The sequence below is a fragment of the Paenibacillus hemerocallicola genome, from assembly GCF_006265175.1.
Taxonomy (GTDB): domain Bacteria; phylum Bacillota; class Bacilli; order Paenibacillales; family NBRC-103111; genus Paenibacillus_AB; species Paenibacillus_AB hemerocallicola.
In genome coordinates this window covers 18,088-39,031 of record NZ_VDCQ01000060.1, presented here as the reverse complement: position 1 = coordinate 39,031, position 20,944 = coordinate 18,088, and the positions used below count along the sequence as shown (strand labels likewise).

Genomic DNA, 20,944 nt, shown 5'->3' with positions numbered 1-20,944 from the left:
AGCGTTGGCGCTAAAGAAAGCCAAAATCGTCGTAGACCGCGGCAACAAAAAGGAAGATATCGAGGTGCTGTTCAATCCGACCGAATACGGCATGGAGTCCAGCAACCACTACAATTGGGAGAAAGTACCCGGGCTGTCGATGCCGGTCGGGCAATTCGTAAGCGGCAATACGACGACGCTCACGCTGGATTTGTTTTTCGATACGTATGAGAAAAAGACGGATGTCCGCGATTACACGAAGAAAATTTCCGGCCTGCTCGATGTCGAGAAGGAGCTGCATGCGCCGCCGGTATGCCGGTTCGTATGGGGCTCGATCGATTTCAAAGGCGTCGTCGAGAAAGTGACCCAGACGTTCACGATGTTTCTCGACACCGGAATTCCGGTCCGGGCAAAGCTGAAGGTGACATTCCGCTCCTGGTATACGAAGGAGGAGCAGCTCCAGAACATCCCGCGCCATTCGGCCGATCGGACGAAGCAGAAAATGCTGAAGCAGGGCGAGGAGCTGTGGATGATCGCCGCCGACGAATACCAGGACCCGGGTCTGTGGAGAGAAATCGCCAAGGCGAACCGGATCGACAATCCGGCCAAGATGCAGACCGGGAAACGAATAACCGTACCGAGGTTGGATTAACGATATGGCACAATTGCAGCTCGAGAGCAATTCATTCTCCTACGCCGATCTGGAGAAAAAGTACGGCAACTTCTTCGCGCCGGCCGCCGAAATTTCCGTCAACGGAAGCAAGTTGTCCGATAAAATCGCGATTGCGTCGGTTCGTGTCGATACGACGATCGATTCGACGGCCGACTCGTTCACGATCCGCGTCACGAACGCGTTCGACTGGAAAACGAGCGAATGGCTGTGGAAGAACGTATTCGCCATCGGCAATCCGATCGATATCCAGCTCGGCTATGTCGACAAATTCGCGCCGGTATTCAGCGGATATATTACGGCGATCACGGCCGAATTTCAAGAAGCCGAAGGCGCCACGCTCATCGTGAGCGGCATGGATTTAAGCTTCTTCATGATGAAGGGCACGCGGATGCAGACGTGGAACGAGAAAAAATATAGCGAGGTCGTCCAGGAAATCGCCTCCCGCCATAAAGCTACGCCGCACATCGACGCTACGCCGGATAAGCTGCCGACGATATCGCAAAACATGATGGACGATTTCCATTTTGTCCAGCATTTGGCCAGGCTGATGAATTACGACTTCTTCGTCGTCGGCAAGCATTTGTACTTTCGCAAGCCGCTCACCCAGACGACGCCGGTCGTGACGCTGGCCTGGGGCAAGGAGATCCGCTCCCTCTCCATCGAGCATAATTTGTCAGAGCAGCTGACAGGGGTGAAGATCCGGTTTTGGGACGACAAGGAGCAGAAGGTCGTCTTGAACGAAGCCGGGGCGATCGCGAAGCTGGGGGGCAATTCCAAGACGGGCAAAGACGTATTGGCCAAAATCGGCGATTACACGGAAACGCTGTATATGAACGCGAGCTCCGCGAGCGAAGCGAAAAATTATGCGGACGCCTATATCAATCACAGGTCGATGAAGCTGGTTACGGGAACGGGAGAATGCAACGGCATTCCGGAAATACGCGCGGGCCGTTATTTGAAATTGACCGGAGCCGGCGCTTCGTACAACCAGCCCTACTATGTGACGGCAGCCAGTCACATCTTGGACGGGGAAGGCTACGTGACACGGTTCAGGCTGGGGGGGAACGCCGTATGATGGAATTTCCCATTGACGTCATGACGCATGCGCTCAATCCGCGCATAGACGGTGTCATGATCGGAGTGGTGACGAACAACAACGATCCCGACAAGCTCGGAAGGGTCAAGCTGCACTTGCCGCTGCATGACGAGAAGGCGGAGACGGATTGGGTGCGGATCGCCACGATGATGGCGGGCAAGGAGATGGGCAGCTTGTTCATCCCCGAGGTCGGAGACGAGGTGCTGGTCGCATTCCACTTGGGCCAAATCCGTTACCCGATCGTCATCGGCATGCTGTGGAACAAAAAGCATACGCCCCCTCCGCCCGCCGACAAAAACGACGAGCGAAAAATCATTTCCCGATCGGGCAACCAGATCGTGTTTACCGACAAGTCCGGAGAGGAAACGATTACGGTCAAGACAAAAAAAGGTCAGACGGTCGTGCTGGCGGACAAGGACGACTCGCTCAAAATCGCCGATCAGAGCGGCAACAATACGATTCTGATCAAGGGCGGTTCCGCCAACGAGATTTCGATCACGAGCAGCTCCACCAAAATTACGCTCGACGCGAAAGGAAACGTCGCGATCGAGAGCGCCAAAGAAATCAAAATCAAATCGACGCAGGTCAATATCGAAGCGTCCGCGACGATGGCGATCAAAGCGGGCGCCTCGCTGGATCTGAAATCGGACGGCATGATCAATATCAAAGGCTCGATCGTCAAAATCAATTAAGCAGGGGAGTCGAACGCGAATGTCCAGCGAATTTTTGGGACGGGGCTGGAAATTCCCGGTACAGGTCGATCCGGCGACCGGCCGCATCCGAATGTCCGAATACGAGGAAGATATCGCCGAATCGATCCGGATCATCCTCGGCACGTCCAAAGGGGAGCGGGTCATGAGGCCTGGCTTCGGATGCGACATGAGGGAATTCGTGTTCGGGACGACGGACGATACGACGCTTCGCATGCTGGAAGGCAGCATCGTCGAGGCGATTCGCATCTGGGAGCCGCGGGTGGAGGAAGTGGAAGTCAACGCCATTCCGGACCGGACCGATCCGGGCAAGGTGCAAATCCGGATCCAATATTTGGTCCGGACGACCAACAACCTGTTCAACCAGGTATATCCGTTCTACTTGTACGAAGGAACGAACTGACCGCGAATGAAGGAGCCGGACGCCATGTCGAACGATAAAGACGGAGAGGAGGTGGAACAGTGAACCCTCCGCAGCTTGATACCCGCACAAGGGCGGATCTTATTGCCCGGATGAAGGAGCTGGCGCCTTATTATACGCCGGAATGGAGATTTACTCCGGACGATCCCGATCCGGGTACGGCATTGTTTTTGCTGTTCGCGGACATGTACCACGAGAATGTCAAAAGGTTGAACCGGGTTCCTGCCAAAAACCTCGTCGCCTTCCTGAACATGTTCGACGTATCGCTGCTGCCGGCGCGGCCTTCCGTCAGCTATGTCACCTTTTCGTTGAACGAAGGAACGAGGGAGCCGGTTTTGATCATGTCCGGCACGCGGATCAATGCCGTCGGACCGGACGGAGATATTCCTTACGAGACGGACCGGACCGTGCTTCTTACGCCTTCCCGGTGGCATTCGGCTTATTTGTCGAGCAAGACGCACGATAGCATTGTCCGCATTCCCCAGCGGCTTATGACGGATCCGACGATAGGCAAGGCGGAGCCGACGCCGCTGTTCCGGCTGAAGGGCGAGCCCAATCTGCAAGAGCATGCGCTGTACTTGGCCCATGCCTCCATGCTGACCGTATACGAAACGGCGATCATCGAAGTGGAGATCGGCAATTCCTCACGACGATATGACGAGACAGGCATGTGCAATCAATTGACGGACAGCTCCTTGACGGAATGGTCGTATGCAACTCCCGACGGCGGCTGGCGACCGTTCGATACGGTAACGGCACGCAATAACCGGATCGTGCTCACGAAGTCGGAGCCGGGGGAAATCGCCGAAAGGGAGCTGAACGGAGTCGCCAGCCGGTGGATCCGGTGCCAACTGACCCCTCATATTCCCGGCCGAAAATCGCTCGCCGACGGGGGGCTGGCGCTGGATCGGATCGCGATCAAGACCGACTACGACGATAGCTTGAACCGGGGCGGCTTGGATCCGGATTTGATGTTCTATAACGACATCCAGACCGATCCCGCCGGGTTTTATCCGTTCGGGGACCAGTTCGTGCAGTACGGCACGTTTTATATGGCGAGCCGAGAAGCTCTTACCAAAAGGGACGGCTGGGTTCGCCTCGACTTCACGCTGAAGGCGGTCGAGAACCGGTTCATGCCCGAACCGGATAAGCAGATCGACTGGAAGATGATTATGAAGAAGTCGCAATTCGAGAAATCCAAAGTGCCGATCGTCTCGATTACCCATGTGGCATGGGAATATTGGAACGGGAATGCCTGGGTGCGGCTGAATGCGGGCAAGGATGCGGAGAAGCTGTTTTATCACCCGTCGGTGGAAGGCGCACGGAAAACGATCGCATTTCGCTGCCCGAACGATATGGACTCCGTCTATGTGAACGGGCATGACAACTTCTGGATTCGCGGACGCATTTTGCAGATCGAGAACGCCTATGCGCCCTTGCCGATCTACTTATCTCCCTGGCTGGAGAACGTCAAGGTCACCTACGGCTTCGACGAACGGGTATACGGTTTGGAGCGGTGCCTAACGCTCAACAATACGGTGTTCGAGGATAAGACTCTGCACAGCCGTTCGGGATTGGGCGGCTTCGAACCGTTCGTGCCGCTCGGTGTCGATCATCCGACGCTGCATATCGGCTTCGACGCGCCGCCCGTGCGCGGGCCGATCTCGATATACGCCTCGATCGTGCCGCAGCGGCTGAAGGGTGAAGTTTCGCCGTGGCTCGAATGGGAATATTTGCGGACGTCGTCCGGATCGGGCAGTCGTTCGGAATGGGCTGCTCTGAAAGTCATCGACGGAACGAAGGGATTGACCGAGAGCGGTACGATCCAGTTTGCCGGACCGGCCGATTTTGCGGAGGACACGGTCTTTGGCTCCAGAGGCTATTGGATACGCGCGGTCAACCGGGACGACCGATACGACGATTTGAACGGCCAGGAGGCTGCCCCCAGGCTGAACGGGCTGTTTCTTAATACGGTGCAGGCTATCCAGCAGGAATCCGTGCCAACGGAATATCCGGAGAGCAGGGAGCTGGACGAGGGCGTCTATTCGCTTACGAGAAGGAACGTCGTATCGGAAGAAGTATGGGTGGACGAAACGGGCAGAGTGTCGGAGGAGGATTTGACATCGTTCGAAGAGCTGGGCGATCCTTTGTTCGAAGCGGTCCGGGATAGCGACGGTCAAATCCAGCGCGTCTGGGTACGTTGGTCGGAGGCGCCGAATTTGGCCGACTCTTCGGCCAAAGCTCGTCATTATACGATCGACCGGACGCTCGGCAAGCTCCGGTTCGGCGACGGAATATACGGAATGGAGCCGCCGAAGGACGGGCTCGAGAAAATTAGAGTGTCTTATCGGGTTACGCTCGGGAGGCAAGGCAATACGGAAGCCGGAACGATCAAGAATTTGCAAAACTCGATCGCTTTCGTCGGCGGAGTGACGAACGTCGAGCCGGCTGCCGGCGGGTGCGATCCGGAATCGATGGAATCCGCCGTCCGTCGCGGACCGCAGCTGCTGAAGCATCGCGGCAGGGCGGTGACGGCCGAAGACTTCGAATGGCTTGCCAGGGAAGCTTACCCGAATATCGCCAAAGTGAAATGCATGGCCAACCGGAACGCGTTCATGGAGGCGGCCCCCGCTTCGATGACGATCGTCGTTCTCCCGAAGGAAGGCCGGGCCGGCCTGCCGGCGTTCGGCGAGCTTCGCAAAAAAGTGGAGTCCTACTTGCTTCAGCGCGCCTCGAGTCTAGTCGCCTGGCCGGAGCAAATACGCGTCGTACCTCCGGTCTTTCTCGAAATCTCGATTGCCGCGGTAGTCGCGGTCGAGCAATTCGACGAAGTACTGCCGACGGAGCTTGCCGCGCTCCAAAGGCTGGAACGGTTTCTCGATCCGCTGACGGGCAACTTCGACGGCAAAGGCTGGGAGATCGGCCAGACGATCCATCCGTCCGTTTTCTATGCGCTGTTGAAAACGATCCGTACGATTTCATTCGTGGAAAAGCTGTACATGTCCGTCTATTTGCTGGAAGACGACCGCCGGATCGAAATAGACGGCAGTCGGCCGCTCAACATTCCCCACGGAGTCATCGTAAGCGGCAAGCATAAAGTATCCGTACACGCTGTATAGCCGTAATAAAGAGGTGAAAAGAAGTGCTGCCGCTGCCGAATTTGGACGATCGGTTATACGAGCAAATGCTGCAAGAAGCCCGTAAGGCGATTCCGAAGCTGTTTCCGCAATGGACGGACGAGAACGCCCACGACCCCGGCATGACCATGCTTGAGCTTTTGACATGGATGACGGAGATGCAGCAATATTATTTAAACCGGATTACGGCCAACAACGAGCGCAAGTTTCTCAAGCTGCTGGGCGTCAGACCCCGCGACGAAAGTTCCGCCTCGGTCGTCGTCTCCTTTGCCGGCGCGCCGATCCCGCTTACGATTCCGCGGGGGACGCCGCTTCGAGCTTACGACCAGACATTCGAGACGGATGAAACGCTCCGGTTCGTTCCCGCAGTGCTGGACAAAGTCATCGTCCGTACCGATACGGCGGTCGGAGATTTCACGTCGAACCTGAAATCGGGGATCGCGTTTTACGCTTTCGGACCGGATGCGAGTGCGGGCAGCAGGCTGTTCGTCGGCTTTGACCGCGAGCTGCCGGTCGATACCGATATCGTGCTGTCGATCCGATTGTCGGATCGTTATCCCGTGCCGATCGGCCGGGGCGGCGTCGGAACGGAGGAAGAGCAGCCGATGGTTGCACCGTCATCGGTTTCGTGGAAATTTGCGACAGGCGACGATGGAGACGGTTGGATGCCGATTACGACGGTTATGGATACGACCGCCCATTTGTCGCAAACCGGAGAGATCGTATTCCGGCTTCATGATCGGATGAAGCCGCTGTCCATGTACCCCGCCGACGACAAGAAGCGATACTGGCTAAGCTGTACGCTGGAGCAGGAAGGATACGAGCTGTCCCCGAAGCTCGAGAGCTTGTGCATTAACGCGGTCCGGGCGGTGCAGCGGCAAACGGTTTGCGAAAGCGTGCCGTTCAGGCCGACCGGCGAAGCGGACTTTGCATGCGAGACGATCGGGCACTTGGCCTATACGGGAAATGTATCCGTTCAGGTCATGGACGATAAGGGACGCTGGCGCGAGTGGAAGCGGACGACTAGGCTGTTGGAGGATTGCGGTCCCGGAGATCGCTGCTACGAGCTGGAGCGGGACCCTTCCGCGAAATCTGTCAAGCTGCGTTTCGGCGATGGCGAACATGGGGTCATGCCGGCAAGGGAGCATACGGTCAGACTGATTGCCTGGGATCCGGCAAAGGAAGATCGCTTATGGGTCGGTACAAGCAACGGACTACCGGAGCAGGAATTCGACATCTCCAGATCCGGTACGTTCCGCAGATCCGGAATGGGGCTTCAAGTCGCCGTACGGGACTCCGCAGCTGATGAATGGATGTGGGAAGATTGGGAGCTCGTGGACGATTTCGACAACTCGAGGTCGACGGACCGCCATTATACGTATGACCGGTCGGAAGGGTTGATCCGGTTCGGCAATAACGAGCAGGGCGCCATTCCCGCGAAATGCGGCATCCCCAACATCCGGTTCGTCTCTCTGCAGACGGGGGGCGGCGTCCGGGGCAACGTCAAGAAGGAAATGATCAACGCTTTTGCGGAGTTCGCGCCCGAATGGGAAGGGATATCCGTAGCGAATCCGGCGGCGGCGTCCGGAGGCGACGAGGAAGAGTCGCTGGAGGAAGCGAAGCTGCGCGTGCAGCAGGAGCTGAACGCGCCGACCCGCGCGGTGACCGCGGAGGACTACGAAGCGATCGCGAGCGATACGCCCGGATTGCGGGTCGCCCGCGTAAAAGCGATTCCGCAATATAAGCCCGGATTGAGGGACTACCCGCGGGAGAAGGCGCCGGCGCAGATGACGGTCGTCGTCGTGCCCTACAGCGAGCGGGATCGGCCGAAAGCGGGCCCCGCTTTTCTGGAAAACGTACGCCGGCATCTCGAGCGGCACCGGCTGTTGTCCACCGAGCTGCACGTCATTTCGGCGGCCTATATCAAAGTAACCGTTCACGCGGTCGTCGTGGTAGAGCCGTCGCATAAGGATGACGCCTCTATCATAGCTGCCGTATTGAAGCGGCTGCTTCGTCCGATGGGCCATGGCGACGGCGAAGGCTGGAGGTTCGGCAGATCGGTGCACAAGGGCGATATTTACGGGGCGATCAGCCGGTTGAAGGGCGTCGTATATGTGCAGGATTTGTGGATTGATGCGGAAGGGCCTTCGGTTCGGAAAGACGGTGGCGGAGACATTCATTTGCCGCCCTATGGGCTCGTCTACTCGGGCGAGCATGAGGTCGAGCTGATCGGCGTAACGGATTTGTAGCGGCACAGCACCAAACTGCGGACAGGAGGGACTTTATGCGGCGAACGGCACGGTTTTTCTCATTCAACAAACCGTCGGACTGGGGAGCCGGAACGGCGGCGAACCTGAACATCCGCCAAGAAGGCGTATCGATCGAACGGACGGAGAAATATTCGGTATACCGGACCGTGCAAGCGGGCGAAATCGACGGCGCGGATGCCGTTACCGACTTCGCCGTCGGTCCCGGGAGCAAGCTGTACGTATTGGATGCGAAAGCTTCCTTGTGGGTGCACGATTACGAAAACCGGCATACGGAGCCGTTGTATTCTCCGGGCCACCGGTTGTTTTCGAACCATTCGATGCTTGCGGCCGAAGGAGATTCTCTCTACATCGTCGATACGGTCGGCGAAAGGAGGATCGTTTCCGTGTCTCCGTCTAACGGCCAGCTCCTTTGGGCTGTGCAAGAGTGGGGAGGACTGGAGCTGTTCCCTCTTGCGGTAGCGGTCGACGACAACCGGAATTTGTATACGGCCGTTCCGTTGGACGTTCGGCCGGAAGCCTCCGGGGGCCCGGATATTCCGGCAGGCGGACGAATCGCGGTTCTGCAATGGAATGCATCAGGCGAAGCGGTACAGCTGTATGAGCACGAACCGCTCAGATTGGAGCAGTCCGCCCCGATAGAAGCGCTGCGGAATCGTTTTTTCCTCGCGATCGCCGGCAGCGGGGAGCCCGTACTGTTGGACGCGGACGCCAAGAATGCGGTCGTGTTCCGGAAGGACGGCTCGGTCCGTGACGAATTTGCGGTTGACCGGGAAGGGACCTTTGCCGGTCTGACGGTCGATTCGGCGCGGGGGCTGTATATCGGGGATTCGGGCCGCGGCGAATCCGCCCAAGACGAACGGTTTATTTTAAAATATTCGGAGCGCGGAGAGTTTCTGACGGTCGTATCCGGCTACCGCTCGAGAGCCGACAAGCTCTTGCACGACGGCATAGACCGGATGTACGCGCTCGATTTGGAGAAAGGCACGATAACGCTGCTCGACCTGCAGACGCGGACGATGACGATGGCGGACACCGGGCTGCCGGAGGCCTGGTACGTTTCGGCCGAGCTAGACAGCGCGGAGGATGAGACGGAGTGGCACAAGGTCGAGCTGCTCGCGGCAATTCCCGAGGAAACGCAAATCCGCATCTCTTACTTTGCGACGGACGAGAAGTTCGGCGTGCTGGATGGCAGCGTCGTCGATTACTCCGATTACTTCGCCGACCCGGACATTCCGCTCACGCGAAAATGGACAGCCAGCCGTCACCTGTGGTCCGAGCCGATCGTCAATCCGAGGGATGCGCTGCTGATGAACGCCAAAGGCAGATATTTGCGTTTCCGCATCGAGCTGGCGGGCAGCGACAGAAGCGCCCCGGTCATTCACAGATTGCGCATGTGGTTTCCCAGGCAGTCGCCGATCGTTCATTTGCCTCCGATTTATCAGGAGGATCCGGACGGAACCGCATTTTTGGAACGGTTTCTTGCCATGTTCGGCACGTTTATCGAGGAAATGGAACAGAAAATCGATACGGTCAGCTCCAATTTCGATCCCGATGCGGTGTCAGGCCCGTATTTGAAATGGCTCGGCGGTTGGCTGGCGCTGGATATCGCGGACGGCTGGGACGAGGGCAAGCTGCGAACGCTGATGAAGCAAGCTCCCGAGCTGTATCGATTGCGCGGGACGCGAAGGGGATTGGCGCGCTTGCTGCAAATATACACCGGCGTAGAGCCGCATATCGTCGAGCATCATCAGCTCAAAGCGATGCAGGAAACGTCCGAAATGCGGCAAATGTTCAATCGGCTGTATGGCGACAATCCTTACGGTTTCTGCGTCATGCTGCCTCCCGAGTGCGTGCGGTCCGACAAGCAGCGGCTGATTGTCGAGGCGATTATCGCGGATCAGAAGCCGGCCTACGCGGACGGCAAGCTGATCGTTCTGCAGCCGTGGATGCATGCCGATATGCACACGTATCTGGGCATCAATACGGTACTCTCGGAGCCGACCTTGCTCACGTTGGACCAGCAATCGTCGATGCCTCACCATACGGTATTGATCGATCCGGACCGCGACAAGCGGATGGACATTCATACCCGTCTGGAGCTCGATTCGGAACTGGAATAAGAACCGAAGGGAAGGGAAAACCTCATGAAAAAATCGCGGTATTACCCGTTCGAACGGAACCGGTATTTTTACGGCAAACTCTTGACGGTGCGCGACTTCGAATCGGAACAAAAATATTTCAACGACAAGCGGCGCATGATGAACCGGCTGCTGTTCGGCGCCGGCGTAATTACGGGACTGCAGGTCATTGCGGTCGACGACAAGTCCGTGTCGGTGGAAATGGGTGCGGCGATCGACGCGCTCGGCCGCGAAATCGTAGTACCCGCCCCGGTTACGCTGAAGCTGTCGATGATGGACGGGTTTACGAACAACGAGTATGCCAAAAATGTTTATTTATGCATCGCGTACGACGAAAAGGGCAAGGAGCCCGTACATTCGATCGCCAATTCCTCCGTCCGATCGGACGAAGTTAGCGAGTACAACCGGGTGCTGGAAAGCTACCGGCTCTTTATCCGCGAGGAGGCTCCCGATCCGTCGTCGTTTCCGATGAGCGATTTGACGGAGCAGACCGTCGTGCTGTACCAGGATGCCAACGTCCGCATCCTGCAAATAACGCCGAAATATGTGAATTCGGGTCAGACTTTTCTCGCCACGATCCGTATCGAGAAGTCGCTGCAAATCGGCAAAATCGAGCTGCAATACGAACTGGCAACGAATCGCGCGGAGGCGATCGAAGGCCGTACCGTCCGTTTCATCGAGCCGCAGGACAGCCAAGAGACGGAGTACGAGTTTCAAATAGCGCTTCGCGCGGACGGAGTCGGTTCGGGCAAAGCGCTTGTCGGCGTAAAGTCCGGTTCGGCCGTTTTGCGCGTAGGCGACAAACAGCTCGATTCCGTGTCCAAGGACACGGCTGCGGTGCATATTATTTCCGCACCCGTGCAGGAGCAATTGATGGACGATTTCCTGAAGCAGCCGCTCGAAGCGTCATTGGATTCCCCGTCAGACCCTTGCCTCTATTTGGCGAAAATCGGACTGCTGCAAATGGGTCCGACGTACGTCATCGAACGGGTCGATCAGGTGCCGTTCGGGGAGTACGTATACAACGCCACCGCGTCGCACCGGCTGGCGCTCACCGAAGCCAAACGGCGCCGGAGCATTCCGGCGGCACCCGAGCAGCCGGCTCCTGCCGCCAAGGAAACGATTGCCGTCTCCGAGACGGAGAAGAAATCGTACGACCAGTCGGCCGAGCGGACATCCCCGATCGCCGGAGCGGCGGATATCCAGTCCGGATGGGCCGACATCCCGGTATCGCCATTTTCGAAATCGGCGCTCTCTTTCGGCAAAGCCGTCAAAAGCTTCGTATCGCAAGAAATCGAGCACGGCCTCGGAACAGGCAACGTTCTGATCATGACGAGCCTGGAGGAACGGACGCATGATGCGATCTCGGACATGTTGAGCAGCGGTCAGAGGTCGTACTTCGGAGCGGCGGACGTTTTCACGGGAAGCGAATTCGAATCGGTGCTGCCGGGGTATCAGCTCGGCGTCGTCTCGTATCCGCAGAAGGGAACGTTCCGGATCGGCATCAAGCTCCGGCAAATTTCCGAAGCGCGCACGATACGCGTACGCTGGTGGGCTTACCGCAACGGACAGGAGCAGGAAGGGGATCTCGAATCGTCCCCGGACATCGTCACATTCTCAGAAGCGGCCGCCGGATCGGAGAACAAGGCGGATTGACCCATACGAGCATAGCCGGTTTCGTTATCCTTATGGGCGAACCGGCTTATTTGGCGTTCCGGGATGCTCGCCGGCGATCGAGTGGACGGCAAGTGATCGAATGCTTGCATGCAAAGCGACCCGGTTCGGGTACTGTGTGAAGTGTTTGTATATTGGGTGATATGCGCAACGTTCAACTAAGAAAAGCGTATACGCGGATACGAAAAACCACCGGCAGGTGGTTTTGTCGTTTTCATGTCCGAGCCGCTTGCTGACCGAGCCTGGTTGTAAAGAATATGCAAGAATTTTCAAGGGGAATTTTCATATAATTGGAGGGGCGTTCCTTGCCAAGTGGTCGAGCAGGGGAGCAAGTTTGCGCGAGTTGCTTCCGATTTGACAAATTTAGCGGCAAAAGGGGGCGAAAGCCCCTCGTAAGGCTGCCGATTTTAGTTCCAATTGATCTGGAATCGGCAGCCGATCCGACTGAATATGGATAGGGAGCCCTATTATTACCCAAGTTGCGAGAGGAATGCGAAGATGAATGTAACCGAAGCTTATGTAGACAGTTTGGCGTTGAACGGCAGCGCGATCAAAAACGGCCGCGATTTGGTGAAAAAAAACAGCTTCCCCCTCCTCTGCGAGTCCGAGGACCGTACGGTCCTGTTCGGCGAATGCAAAGGGAGCGGCAAGGACCCTTATCGTTGCTCGGCCGATTTCGCGGTTGAAGGGAATCCGGTGTTCCGGTGTTCTTGTCCGAGCCGGCAATTTCCGTGCAAGCATATACTCGGCCTGATGTATGCCTATGCGGATGGAAAACCGTTCGAGACGGCTCCCATTCCGTCGGATCTCGCGGAGAAGCGGGAAAAGGCGGAGAAGCGGGAGGAGAAAAAGAAAGAAGCGGCAAGCTCGGAAAGCCCGCCCAAACGGAAAACGAACAAAGCGGCGCTGGCCAAAAAAGCGGCCGCCCAATTGGAAGGCCTCGCCATAGCGGAGAAGCTGGTGCTGCACATCGTCCATTCGGGGCTGGGCAGTCTCGACAAGAAAACGTTGCAAACCGCGGAGGAGCAGGCCAAACAGCTGGGCAACTATTATATCCCCGGCGTTCAGGCGTCCCTGCGCGAACTGCTGCTGCAGCTTCGTTCCGACGAAGAACGGGAGAGCCTGTATACGGGCGCGATGGAGCGTCTACTGGTCCTATATGCTCTGCTTAAGAGAAGCAAAACGTATTTGCAGGCGAAAGCGGACGATCCGGATACCCCGGTCGATACGGAAACGACGCTGGAGGAGCGGATCGGGCATGCATGGCAGCTTGCAGAGCTTCGCGATCACGGCCTTGTTCGGGGTGAGCGAGAGCTGCTCCAGCTAGCGTTCCGTTCGTACCCGGATGAGGCGCGCGGAGAATTCGTCGACGAAGGCTACTGGATCGATATGGGCGACGGACAGGTGCATATTACCCGGACTTACCGGCCTTTTCGGGCGGCGAAATACATACGGGAGGAAGACTCCTTTTACCAGATTGTGCAGACGAAGGAACTGATCCGATACCCGGGCGAGCTGAATGCCAGAATACGCTGGGATGAGGCGACGCTGCGCGATGCGGGGGCTGCCGATTACTCGGATATCCGCTCGCGGGCCGTGAGGTCTTTCCCGGAAGCGGTGAAGCGGGTCAAAAATCAGATCAAGAACCCGCTCTCCGACAAGCATCCCGTCATGCTGCTGCATGCCGCCGAAATACGGAAGTCGGAGCAATCGTTCGTTCTTGTGGATGAACAAGGCAAACGGCTGGTGCTTGGCGATATCTCGCACTTGGAGCACCCGACCGTATCGCTGCTGCCGTTATTGAACGGCGAGTGGCTGAAGGGGCAGGCGGTTCTGGTCATGTTCGGGCACGACATGACGCTCAACCGGTTGATTGCACAGCCGCTTAGCATCGTGACGTCAAAAGCCGTCATTCGATTGCTGTATTAGGAACTGTCACGGAAATCGGCCTTTTAGAGACTATGACTAGGAGAATTCAGGAATGAGCATAGACGTTTTATTCGAGCTCCAGCATGAGGTGCGACGCTTATTTATAGCCGGAAGCGGGTTGGCGGCGGGAGATATGCGGCTGCAAAAAACGGTGCCGCAGCTGGAAAAGCTGGGGGAATCCTCGCCCGTCTTCACCCGACTGGCCAAATCGGTCTCCCAGGTTTTGACGGGCGACTCCGGCAGCTCGGCTGTTGCGCTCCTGGAGCTGGGAAATTTGCTGCAATCCGTCTTGTACACGCAAGGAACAACCGAGACGAAGGACGAACTTCGCCCGCTCGACGGGACGGATATGTCGCTGAAGGACCCGGTGCCGTTCCGCAAGCTCCAGCCGCTTCTGCAAGCGTTGACGCAGAAAGGGCAAGGCAGGCTCGAGCAGCTGCAACAAGCCTGCGAAGAACGATTGTTTCGGGACTTCCGGGTGCTGCCCGCGGCGGTTCAGGCGCTGGATGACAGTTATGCGGAAGTTCCGGAATATTTGCATCGTGTCGTGCTGCCCGATTACGGGCTGGAGGCGTTGGACGTATTGAGAAGCCGCTTCCGTCCCGAAGGCGGAAAAGGCGATGCCCGCAGACTCGACCTGATTCATCGTTTGTTGCGCGAAAGCTCCATGGAGCTGCTGCTTCACGCCTCTGCCGAAGGTTCGATGGAAGTGCGCACAACGGCCATCGAGCTGCTGGGACACTATCTCTCTCAAGAGTCGTACCTGTTGGATATGGCGGACGACAAGAAGAAGGAAATCCGCCGAGCGGCTTATACGGCCTTATCGCGGTTGGCGTCCGGACCGGCGATCGACAGGCTGCGCAAGGCGTTGAATTCCAAGGACCGGGAGATCGCCATCGAGCCTATTCAGCAATGCGATGCTCACGAACTGGTCGAATTCGTCATCCAAGACGCAGAGAAGCTGCTGGACAAAATCGTGTCGAAAACCGGCGGAGAGCAGATCGTTCAGCAGCTGCTCGCAAGTTTGCGCAGTCTCGAAGGCAAACGTGTGCCGAAAGTGACCGGATTGCTGATCAAGCTTCTTTCGACGGACGGCTTTATCGTGCCGGAGACCGAAGCCGCGCAGGAGGCGGCCGCGGAGCTGCTGCTCGAGCAGCGGTCGCCCGAGGCCGACCTGTTCGCCGTCTCGTTGCACGAGCCGTACAAGCGCAAATTTATCGCCTACAGCTTCAAGGCGGCGTTGCGGATTTGTCCGGCAGACGAGATTTACGAGAAGTACGCACCCGATTTGAAACAGAAAAAGCAGCCCTACGCCAAACCGCTGCTGCGCGCCATACATGAAACCGTACCGACGCTCGCCGAACAGTTGCTCCGGGAACCGGAAGAAGACGAATATCCGGACAACTGGGATCCGAGATGGGTCCGGCTGTTCGCCGAGATCGATGAGGAAGAGCTCGTATGCGGTCTGATCCGGGAGCCGGACCGCGATATCGAGTCGTATTTGGTCAAGAAGTGTATGGAGAAACCGAATTTCGGCCACTACAGAACGATCAATTTGCTGCTGGCTCTTTTCCGAATCGGATATCGGGATGCGCCGGAGCTGATGATGAATGTGTTGGAGAGCGGCGGAAAGAGGCAGCTCTATTATTTGGACCGGACTCAGCATGAACTGCTGTCGATGCTGCCGGGAGCTTATGCCGACAGGCTGAGGACTTTTGCCGAAACATTGACTTACGACAGCGTGAAGAAGCAGGTGCTGGACGTTGCGGATTCGCTGGCGCTTAAGCCGGCGGAAACGGATGTACCGGAACACGACAAGAAGGGAACGGGGATATGGGGATGGATCAAAAACAAAATGCGGTAAGATTGCCCTCCGAATTGCTGTACGAAGCGGAGCTGGCCGCTCTGAAGGAAACGGATCGGGACGCCAAGCCGGCGGGCTGGCAGCTGTCGCCCAAAGCGGTGCTTACCTACCTGATCGGAGGCAAAGCCGGGGGCACCGTCATTACCCCCAAATATATCGGCAACAAGCGGCTCGTCGAGATGGCGATTGCGACGTTGCTGACGGATCGGGCGCTGCTGCTCATCGGAGAGCCGGGTACGGCGAAGTCGTGGCTGTCTGAAAATTTGACGGCGGCGATTCACGGCGATTCGTCCAAGGTGATTCAGGGCACGGCCGGAACGAGCGAAGAGCAGATCCGCTATTCGTGGAACTATGCCATGCTGCTGGCGCAGGGACCGTCGGACCAGGCGTTGATCAAAAGTCCGATATTCCGCGCGATGGAAACGGGCGGAATCGCCCGCTTCGAGGAAATTTCACGCTGCGCGTCGGAAGTGCAGGATGCTTTGATCTCCATTTTGTCCGAAAAAACGATATCCGTCCCCGAGCTGGGCAAAGAAATATCGGCCGTACGCGGCTTCTCCGTCATCGCCACCGCCAATACACGCGACCGGGGAGTAAACGACATGTCGGCCGCTTTGAAGCGACGGTTCAATATCATTGTGCTCCCTTCGCCGGCCGATATCGAGACGGAGGTCGAGATCGTCCGCAAGCGGGTCGGTGAAATATCGGGAAGCTACGAGCTGAAGGCGGCTTTGCCGGATGACGAAGCGGTGCGCAAGGTCGTCACCATTTTCCGCGAGCTTAGGGGCGGCATGACGCTGGACGGCAAAGAAAAGGTGAAAGGGCCGAGCGGAGTCATTTCCACGGCGGAGGCGATATCGCTGCTGACAGGCAGCATGGCGCTGGCGGCCAGCTTCGGCAACGGGACGATCAACGACGAGGATATCGCATCCGGCCTGCAAGGGGCGATCGTCAAGGATGAGGAGAAGGACCGCATCGTTTGGAAGGAATATTTGGACAATGTAATGAAGAAGCGGGGAGCGACATGGAGAAACCTGTACCACGCATGCTCGGAGATGAACAAGTAAGCTTCGATCAGCCGTTTCATGTATTCGGTATCCGGCATTTGTCTCCGGCGGGGGCGCATCATTTGCTTGCCTATTTGGATGAAGTGAAGCCGACGGCCGTTCTTGTCGAAGGACCGAGCGATGCCGGCGGTTACATCGCCCAGCTTACGGCCAGAGGAGTCGTTCCGCCTGTCGCTCTGCTCGCTTATACCGATCGACTGCCCGTGCGGACGATCCTGTATCCTTTCGCCGAATATTCGCCTGAATATCAAGCTTTCGTATGGGCGGTCCGGAATGGCGCTCATGCGGATTTTATCGATCTGCCTACGGAAACGACTCTTGCGCTTTACGATCGAAAACGGAAGGTACCCGAAGCCGGTCAGGACGATGCGGTCGGGCACGAAAGGGCGAACCGGAAGAGGTATGCAAGCGAGCAAGGGAAGCTGTACCGCAGCATTGCCGAACAAGGCGGAGAGCCGGATTACGAAGCATTCTGGGAAAGACGGTTCGAGCATAATTTGCATAAAGACGCATATCGAAAGGCGGTTTACCGGTTTTCGGCGCAAATGAGGCAGGAAACCGAATCATTGGAGTGGAGTATGGCTCCGGAGGAGGCCGCGTATAACGACATACGCGAAGCTTATATGAGGCGGCGCATTCGCGAAACGATCGACGCTGGACATTCGCCCGATCGCGTCGTCGTCGTGACGGGAGCGCATCACGCGTCGGCGCTCGATTTCCGATTGCCGGTCATGAGCGATACCGAAGCAGCGGCTCTCCCGAGAACGTCGACCCGTTTGACATTGATGCCTTATTCCTACTACAAGCTGTCCACGCATTCGGGATATGGCGCCGGCAACGAAGCGCCTGCTTATTTCGAGCTGCTGTGGAGCTGCTTGCGGCAAAACGACTTGGGCAAGCTCCCGTCCTTGTATTTCTCCCATGCGGTCGCCCATCTTCGCGAGCAGGGGACATTCCGCTCGACGGCTGCGCTAATCGAGGCAGTCCGCATGGCGGAAGCGCTGGCCGCCCTTCATGACGGCAGTCAGCCGACATGGAGAGATTTGCAGGACGCTGCCGTCGTTTGTCTCGGATTCGGGGAGTTGTCCGTCATTGCGGAAGCGCTGGCCCGGACGAACGTAGGGACGGCTATCGGACGTCTGCCGGAAGGCGTCAGCCAGACACCGGTTCAGGACGATTTGAACCGGGAGCTGAAACGGCTGAAGCTGGAAAAATACAAGTCGGCGGTAGCGAATTCGTTGGAGCTGGACTTGAGGGAAAACCGCAGGGTGCAGTCCGAGGAAGCCGCTTATCTCGATTTGAACCGTTCCGTGCTGCTGCACCGGTTGGAGCTGCTCGGAATCGGCTTCGCCAAGAAGCAGGGCGTACGGCGGCAATCCGCCTCGTGGGCCGAGCAATGGGTGCTGCAATGGACGCCGGAAGCGGAAATACAGACGGTGGAATCGACGTTGAAGGGCGAGACGATCGAGCTGGCCGCTGCTTTCGTGCTGAAGGAACGGCTCGAGGGCTGTGGGGATATAGCCGAAGCTTCCCGTCTTATCCGCGTCGCCTGCGACTGCTCGCTGCACAAGCTGATGGAGGAGGCGACATCCGCGCTGCAGCGTCTGGCCGTCGATGCGGGCAATTTCGAGCAGATCGCGACAGCGGCGTACGAATTGTCCGTCCTGATCCAATACGGCTCCATCCGCAAGATGGAAACCGCGTCGCTCGTTCCGTTGTTGCAGCAATTGTTTCTCCGCGGCGCCCTGCTTCTGATCGACGCCTCCGCGTGCAACGATGAAGCGGCCGCAGGCGTGTCGGCGGCGATCCAGACGCTGCATACGGTTGCGCAGGAGCATTTCGAGGCGGTGGACGGGGAACTGTGGCTGGAGCGATTGCAGGAGCTCGCTTCGAGGGACGACCGCAATGCGAAGCTGTCCGGGCTGTCGTTCGCCATTCTGTTGGAGAGAAATGCGGTTTCCGACGAACAGTGCGCGCAGGAAGTGTCGCGTCGTCTGTCGCCGGGCGTGCCGGCGGATCTCGGCGCGGGATGGTTCGAGGGCTTGTCGCTGCGCAACCGGTATGCGCTTTTGTCCAGAGTTTCCTTATGGAAGCAGCTGGACGACTACATCGGTACGTTGGAGAAGGAATCGTTCCATCGTTCGCTCGTTTTTCTCCGCAGAGCTTTCGGATCGTTCGAGGCGAGAGAGAAGGCGGCCGTCGCCGAAATGATGGGAGATATATGGGGAATTCGGCCGGACGAGGCGGGAATCGCGCTGCAGCGCCCGCTCAGCGACGAAGAAAAGGAGAAGCTGGATGAGCTCAATGAATTCGATTTTGGAGATTTGTAGCCTATGACCGCGGTCGATCGGGATAAAATGAAACGATGGCGGTTGATTCTCGGCACCGCTTCCGACGAGAAGCTTCAATCGTTCCATGACGGGCCGTTATTGGATGATGAGACGAGGATCATGGACGAAGCGTTGGCCTCGATATACGATGAAACGACAGGTGGCGGAGAAGCGTCGGGCACCGGAACGGGGAACTCCAGATCGGCGGGCATCGGTTCGTCTTCGCCGAAGCTGGCCAAATGGCTGGGGGACATTCGGACGTTTTTTCCGGCCGATATCGTCTCGGTCATCCAAGCGGATGCGATCGAGCGCAAAGGCTTGAAGCAGCTGCTGTTCGAGCCGGAGCTGCTGGCCCAAGTGAAGCCGGACATTCAAATGGTCGCGACGCTCATGGCGCTGAAAGGGAAAATCCCCGAGAAAACGAAGGAAACGGCCAGACAGTTGGTCCGCACGGTCGTCGACGAAATCATGAAGCGGTTGAGCCAGGACTTGCGACGCGCCGTCACGGGCGCCCTGAATCGCAGGCGGCATTCGCCGCTCCCCAACCTGACCGGTCTCGACTGGAATACGACGATCCGCAAAAATCTGAAGCATTACGACAGGGAACGGCAGCTGCTCATACCGGAGAAAGTGTATTTCTTCGACCGTGCCCGCAAAAGCAAAGAATGGACGGTCATTCTCGATATCGACCAAAGCGGCTCGATGGCCAACTCGGTTATTTATGCGTCGATTGTCGGTTCGATTTTTGCCAGCATGCCTTCGCTGGACACCCGGGTAGTCGCCTTCGATACCGAGGTCGTCGATCTGAGCGAGCAATGCGCGGACGATCCGGTCGATATGCTGTTCGGGATTCAGCTCGGCGGCGGGACCGATATTAATAAATCGGTCGCTTATTGCGAGACTTTTATCGCGGAGCCGAAGAAGACGATGTTTATCCTCGTCTCCGACCTGTACGAGGGCGGCAACCGTTCGGAAATGATCCGGAGGCTGGAAGGAATGCACCAGGCCGGGGTGAAGGTCGTCTGCCTGCTCGCTTTATCCGATCAAGGGATTCCGTCCTACGACGAATCCGTCGCGAAGAAGCTGGCCCAGCTCGGCATCCCCTCCTTCGGCTGCTCGCCCGACAAGCTGCCTGAACTGATCGAGGGTGCTTTGAAGGGATATGATCTGACGATGCTCGCGGATCGGGTCAAGTCCTCGAACCCGGGACTTTGATGATTTTTGAGTATGGCTTTCGCATCAAGCGCCGGGAGCTGCAAACGGTGCGGAGTTGCATGGCGGCGGTATACCGCATGATTTTTTGTCTTTGGGCGGTTTTCGAGCGTTGGAGCTGGTTGCGCCAGCGCTTTTTGGACTTGGGAGCCTGTTTTTATATGGCTTTCGCACGATCAGTGAGCCTCCTAGTAACTGTTAAGGTAGAGAGAAACGGACGTTCGGATTAACGGACGCCATAAAACTTTTGAAAAAAATGGCTACCTTCGAAGACTAACGGACACCGTAGACCTGATAGCATGACACAAGGCTCTTCCATCTACTTTTCCCCACCTATCAGAGGCTGCTGTCCGTTATATCGCTAATTTGCGGTTTTAGGCGGGATTGCGTCAATGATGAACACGATTTATCAAATGGGGAACGCGTGTTCGCAAATGATGCAGA

General features: G+C 57.4%; 13 protein-coding genes. All 13 read left to right on the top strand.

Features of this window, described 5'->3' with window-relative positions:
• The first annotated feature begins 4 nt into the window (after window positions 1-4).
• The 13 genes from FE784_RS30935 (at window position 5) to FE784_RS30875 (ending at window position 20,503) form a co-directional block, all read left to right on the top strand.
• Window positions 5-631, top strand: coding sequence for a CIS tube protein (locus FE784_RS30935; protein ID WP_139606131.1), 627 nt, complete (start codon window positions 5-7; stop codon window positions 629-631).
• Between the two features lie 4 nt (window positions 632-635).
• Entirely contained in the window at window positions 636-1,727 is a 1,092-nt protein-coding gene (locus tag FE784_RS30930; RefSeq protein ID WP_139606130.1) for a phage late control D family protein, read from the top strand.
• Complete coding sequence (locus tag FE784_RS30925; RefSeq protein WP_139606129.1) at window positions 1,724-2,440, top strand: phage baseplate assembly protein V; 717 nt, start codon at window positions 1,724-1,726, stop codon at window positions 2,438-2,440. Before FE784_RS30930 ends, FE784_RS30925 begins: the two co-directional genes overlap by 4 nt.
• Window positions 2,441-2,459: 19 nt before the next feature.
• Entirely contained in the window at window positions 2,460-2,861 is a 402-nt protein-coding gene (locus FE784_RS30920) for a GPW/gp25 family protein (protein WP_139606128.1), read from the top strand.
• 59 nt (window positions 2,862-2,920) lie between these two features.
• Entirely contained in the window at window positions 2,921-5,998 is a 3,078-nt protein-coding gene (locus tag FE784_RS30915; RefSeq protein WP_139606127.1) for a putative baseplate assembly protein, read from the top strand.
• A 23-nt stretch (window positions 5,999-6,021) separates the two neighbouring features.
• Window positions 6,022-8,265, top strand: coding sequence for a putative baseplate assembly protein (locus FE784_RS30910; RefSeq protein WP_139606126.1), 2,244 nt, complete (start codon window positions 6,022-6,024; stop codon window positions 8,263-8,265).
• Between the two features lie 35 nt (window positions 8,266-8,300).
• Window positions 8,301-10,406 carry a phage tail protein gene (locus FE784_RS30905; RefSeq protein ID WP_139606125.1) on the top strand — a complete coding sequence of 702 codons (2,106 nt, stop codon included), beginning with the start codon at window positions 8,301-8,303 and terminating at the stop codon, window positions 10,404-10,406.
• Window positions 10,407-10,430: 24 nt separating this feature from the next.
• Window positions 10,431-12,080: a hypothetical protein gene (locus FE784_RS30900; protein ID WP_139606124.1), complete on the top strand. Its 1,650-nt coding sequence runs from the start codon at window positions 10,431-10,433 to the stop codon at window positions 12,078-12,080.
• 516 nt (window positions 12,081-12,596) lie between these two features.
• On the top strand, window positions 12,597-14,027 hold the full coding sequence (locus tag FE784_RS30895; protein ID WP_139606123.1) for an SWIM zinc finger family protein: 1,431 nt from the start codon (window positions 12,597-12,599) through the stop codon (window positions 14,025-14,027).
• Between the two features lie 52 nt (window positions 14,028-14,079).
• Window positions 14,080-15,891 (top strand): HEAT repeat domain-containing protein, encoded by a 1,812-nt coding sequence (locus FE784_RS30890; RefSeq protein ID WP_139606122.1) that lies wholly within the window; start codon window positions 14,080-14,082, stop codon window positions 15,889-15,891.
• On the top strand, window positions 15,867-16,958 hold the full coding sequence (locus FE784_RS30885) for an ATP-binding protein (protein ID WP_139606121.1): 1,092 nt from the start codon (window positions 15,867-15,869) through the stop codon (window positions 16,956-16,958). The genes FE784_RS30890 and FE784_RS30885 overlap by 25 nt, the downstream gene beginning before the upstream one ends.
• The gene (locus FE784_RS30880; protein ID WP_246132272.1) at window positions 16,916-19,288 is read left to right on the top strand and encodes a DUF5682 family protein; all 2,373 of its coding nucleotides are present in this window, start codon (window positions 16,916-16,918) and stop codon (window positions 19,286-19,288) included. The genes FE784_RS30885 and FE784_RS30880 overlap by 43 nt, the downstream gene beginning before the upstream one ends.
• Before the next feature lie 3 nt (window positions 19,289-19,291).
• The gene (locus FE784_RS30875; RefSeq protein ID WP_139606120.1) at window positions 19,292-20,503 is read left to right on the top strand and encodes a VWA domain-containing protein; all 1,212 of its coding nucleotides are present in this window, start codon (window positions 19,292-19,294) and stop codon (window positions 20,501-20,503) included.
• The last annotated feature ends 441 nt before the right edge of the window (window positions 20,504-20,944 follow it).

Excerpts from the sequence above, each read along its gene's own strand:
- FE784_RS30920 (WP_139606128.1), top strand. The coding sequence starts at position 2,460 with ATGTCCAGCGAATTTTTGGGACGGGGCTGGAAATTCCCGGTACAGGTC.
- FE784_RS30885 (WP_139606121.1), top strand. The coding sequence starts at position 15,867 with ATGGATCAAAAACAAAATGCGGTAAGATTGCCCTCCGAATTGCTGTAC.
- FE784_RS30880 (WP_246132272.1), top strand. The coding sequence starts at position 16,916 with ATGGAGAAACCTGTACCACGCATGCTCGGAGATGAACAAGTAAGCTTC.
- FE784_RS30895 (WP_139606123.1), top strand. The coding sequence starts at position 12,597 with ATGAATGTAACCGAAGCTTATGTAGACAGTTTGGCGTTGAACGGCAGC.
- FE784_RS30900 (WP_139606124.1), top strand. The coding sequence starts at position 10,431 with ATGAAAAAATCGCGGTATTACCCGTTCGAACGGAACCGGTATTTTTAC.
- FE784_RS30890 (WP_139606122.1), top strand. The coding sequence starts at position 14,080 with ATGAGCATAGACGTTTTATTCGAGCTCCAGCATGAGGTGCGACGCTTA.
- FE784_RS30875 (WP_139606120.1), top strand. The coding sequence starts at position 19,292 with ATGACCGCGGTCGATCGGGATAAAATGAAACGATGGCGGTTGATTCTC.
- FE784_RS30925 (WP_139606129.1), top strand. The coding sequence starts at position 1,724 with ATGATGGAATTTCCCATTGACGTCATGACGCATGCGCTCAATCCGCGC.
- FE784_RS30930 (WP_139606130.1), top strand. The coding sequence starts at position 636 with ATGGCACAATTGCAGCTCGAGAGCAATTCATTCTCCTACGCCGATCTG.
- FE784_RS30905 (WP_139606125.1), top strand. The coding sequence starts at position 8,301 with ATGCGGCGAACGGCACGGTTTTTCTCATTCAACAAACCGTCGGACTGG.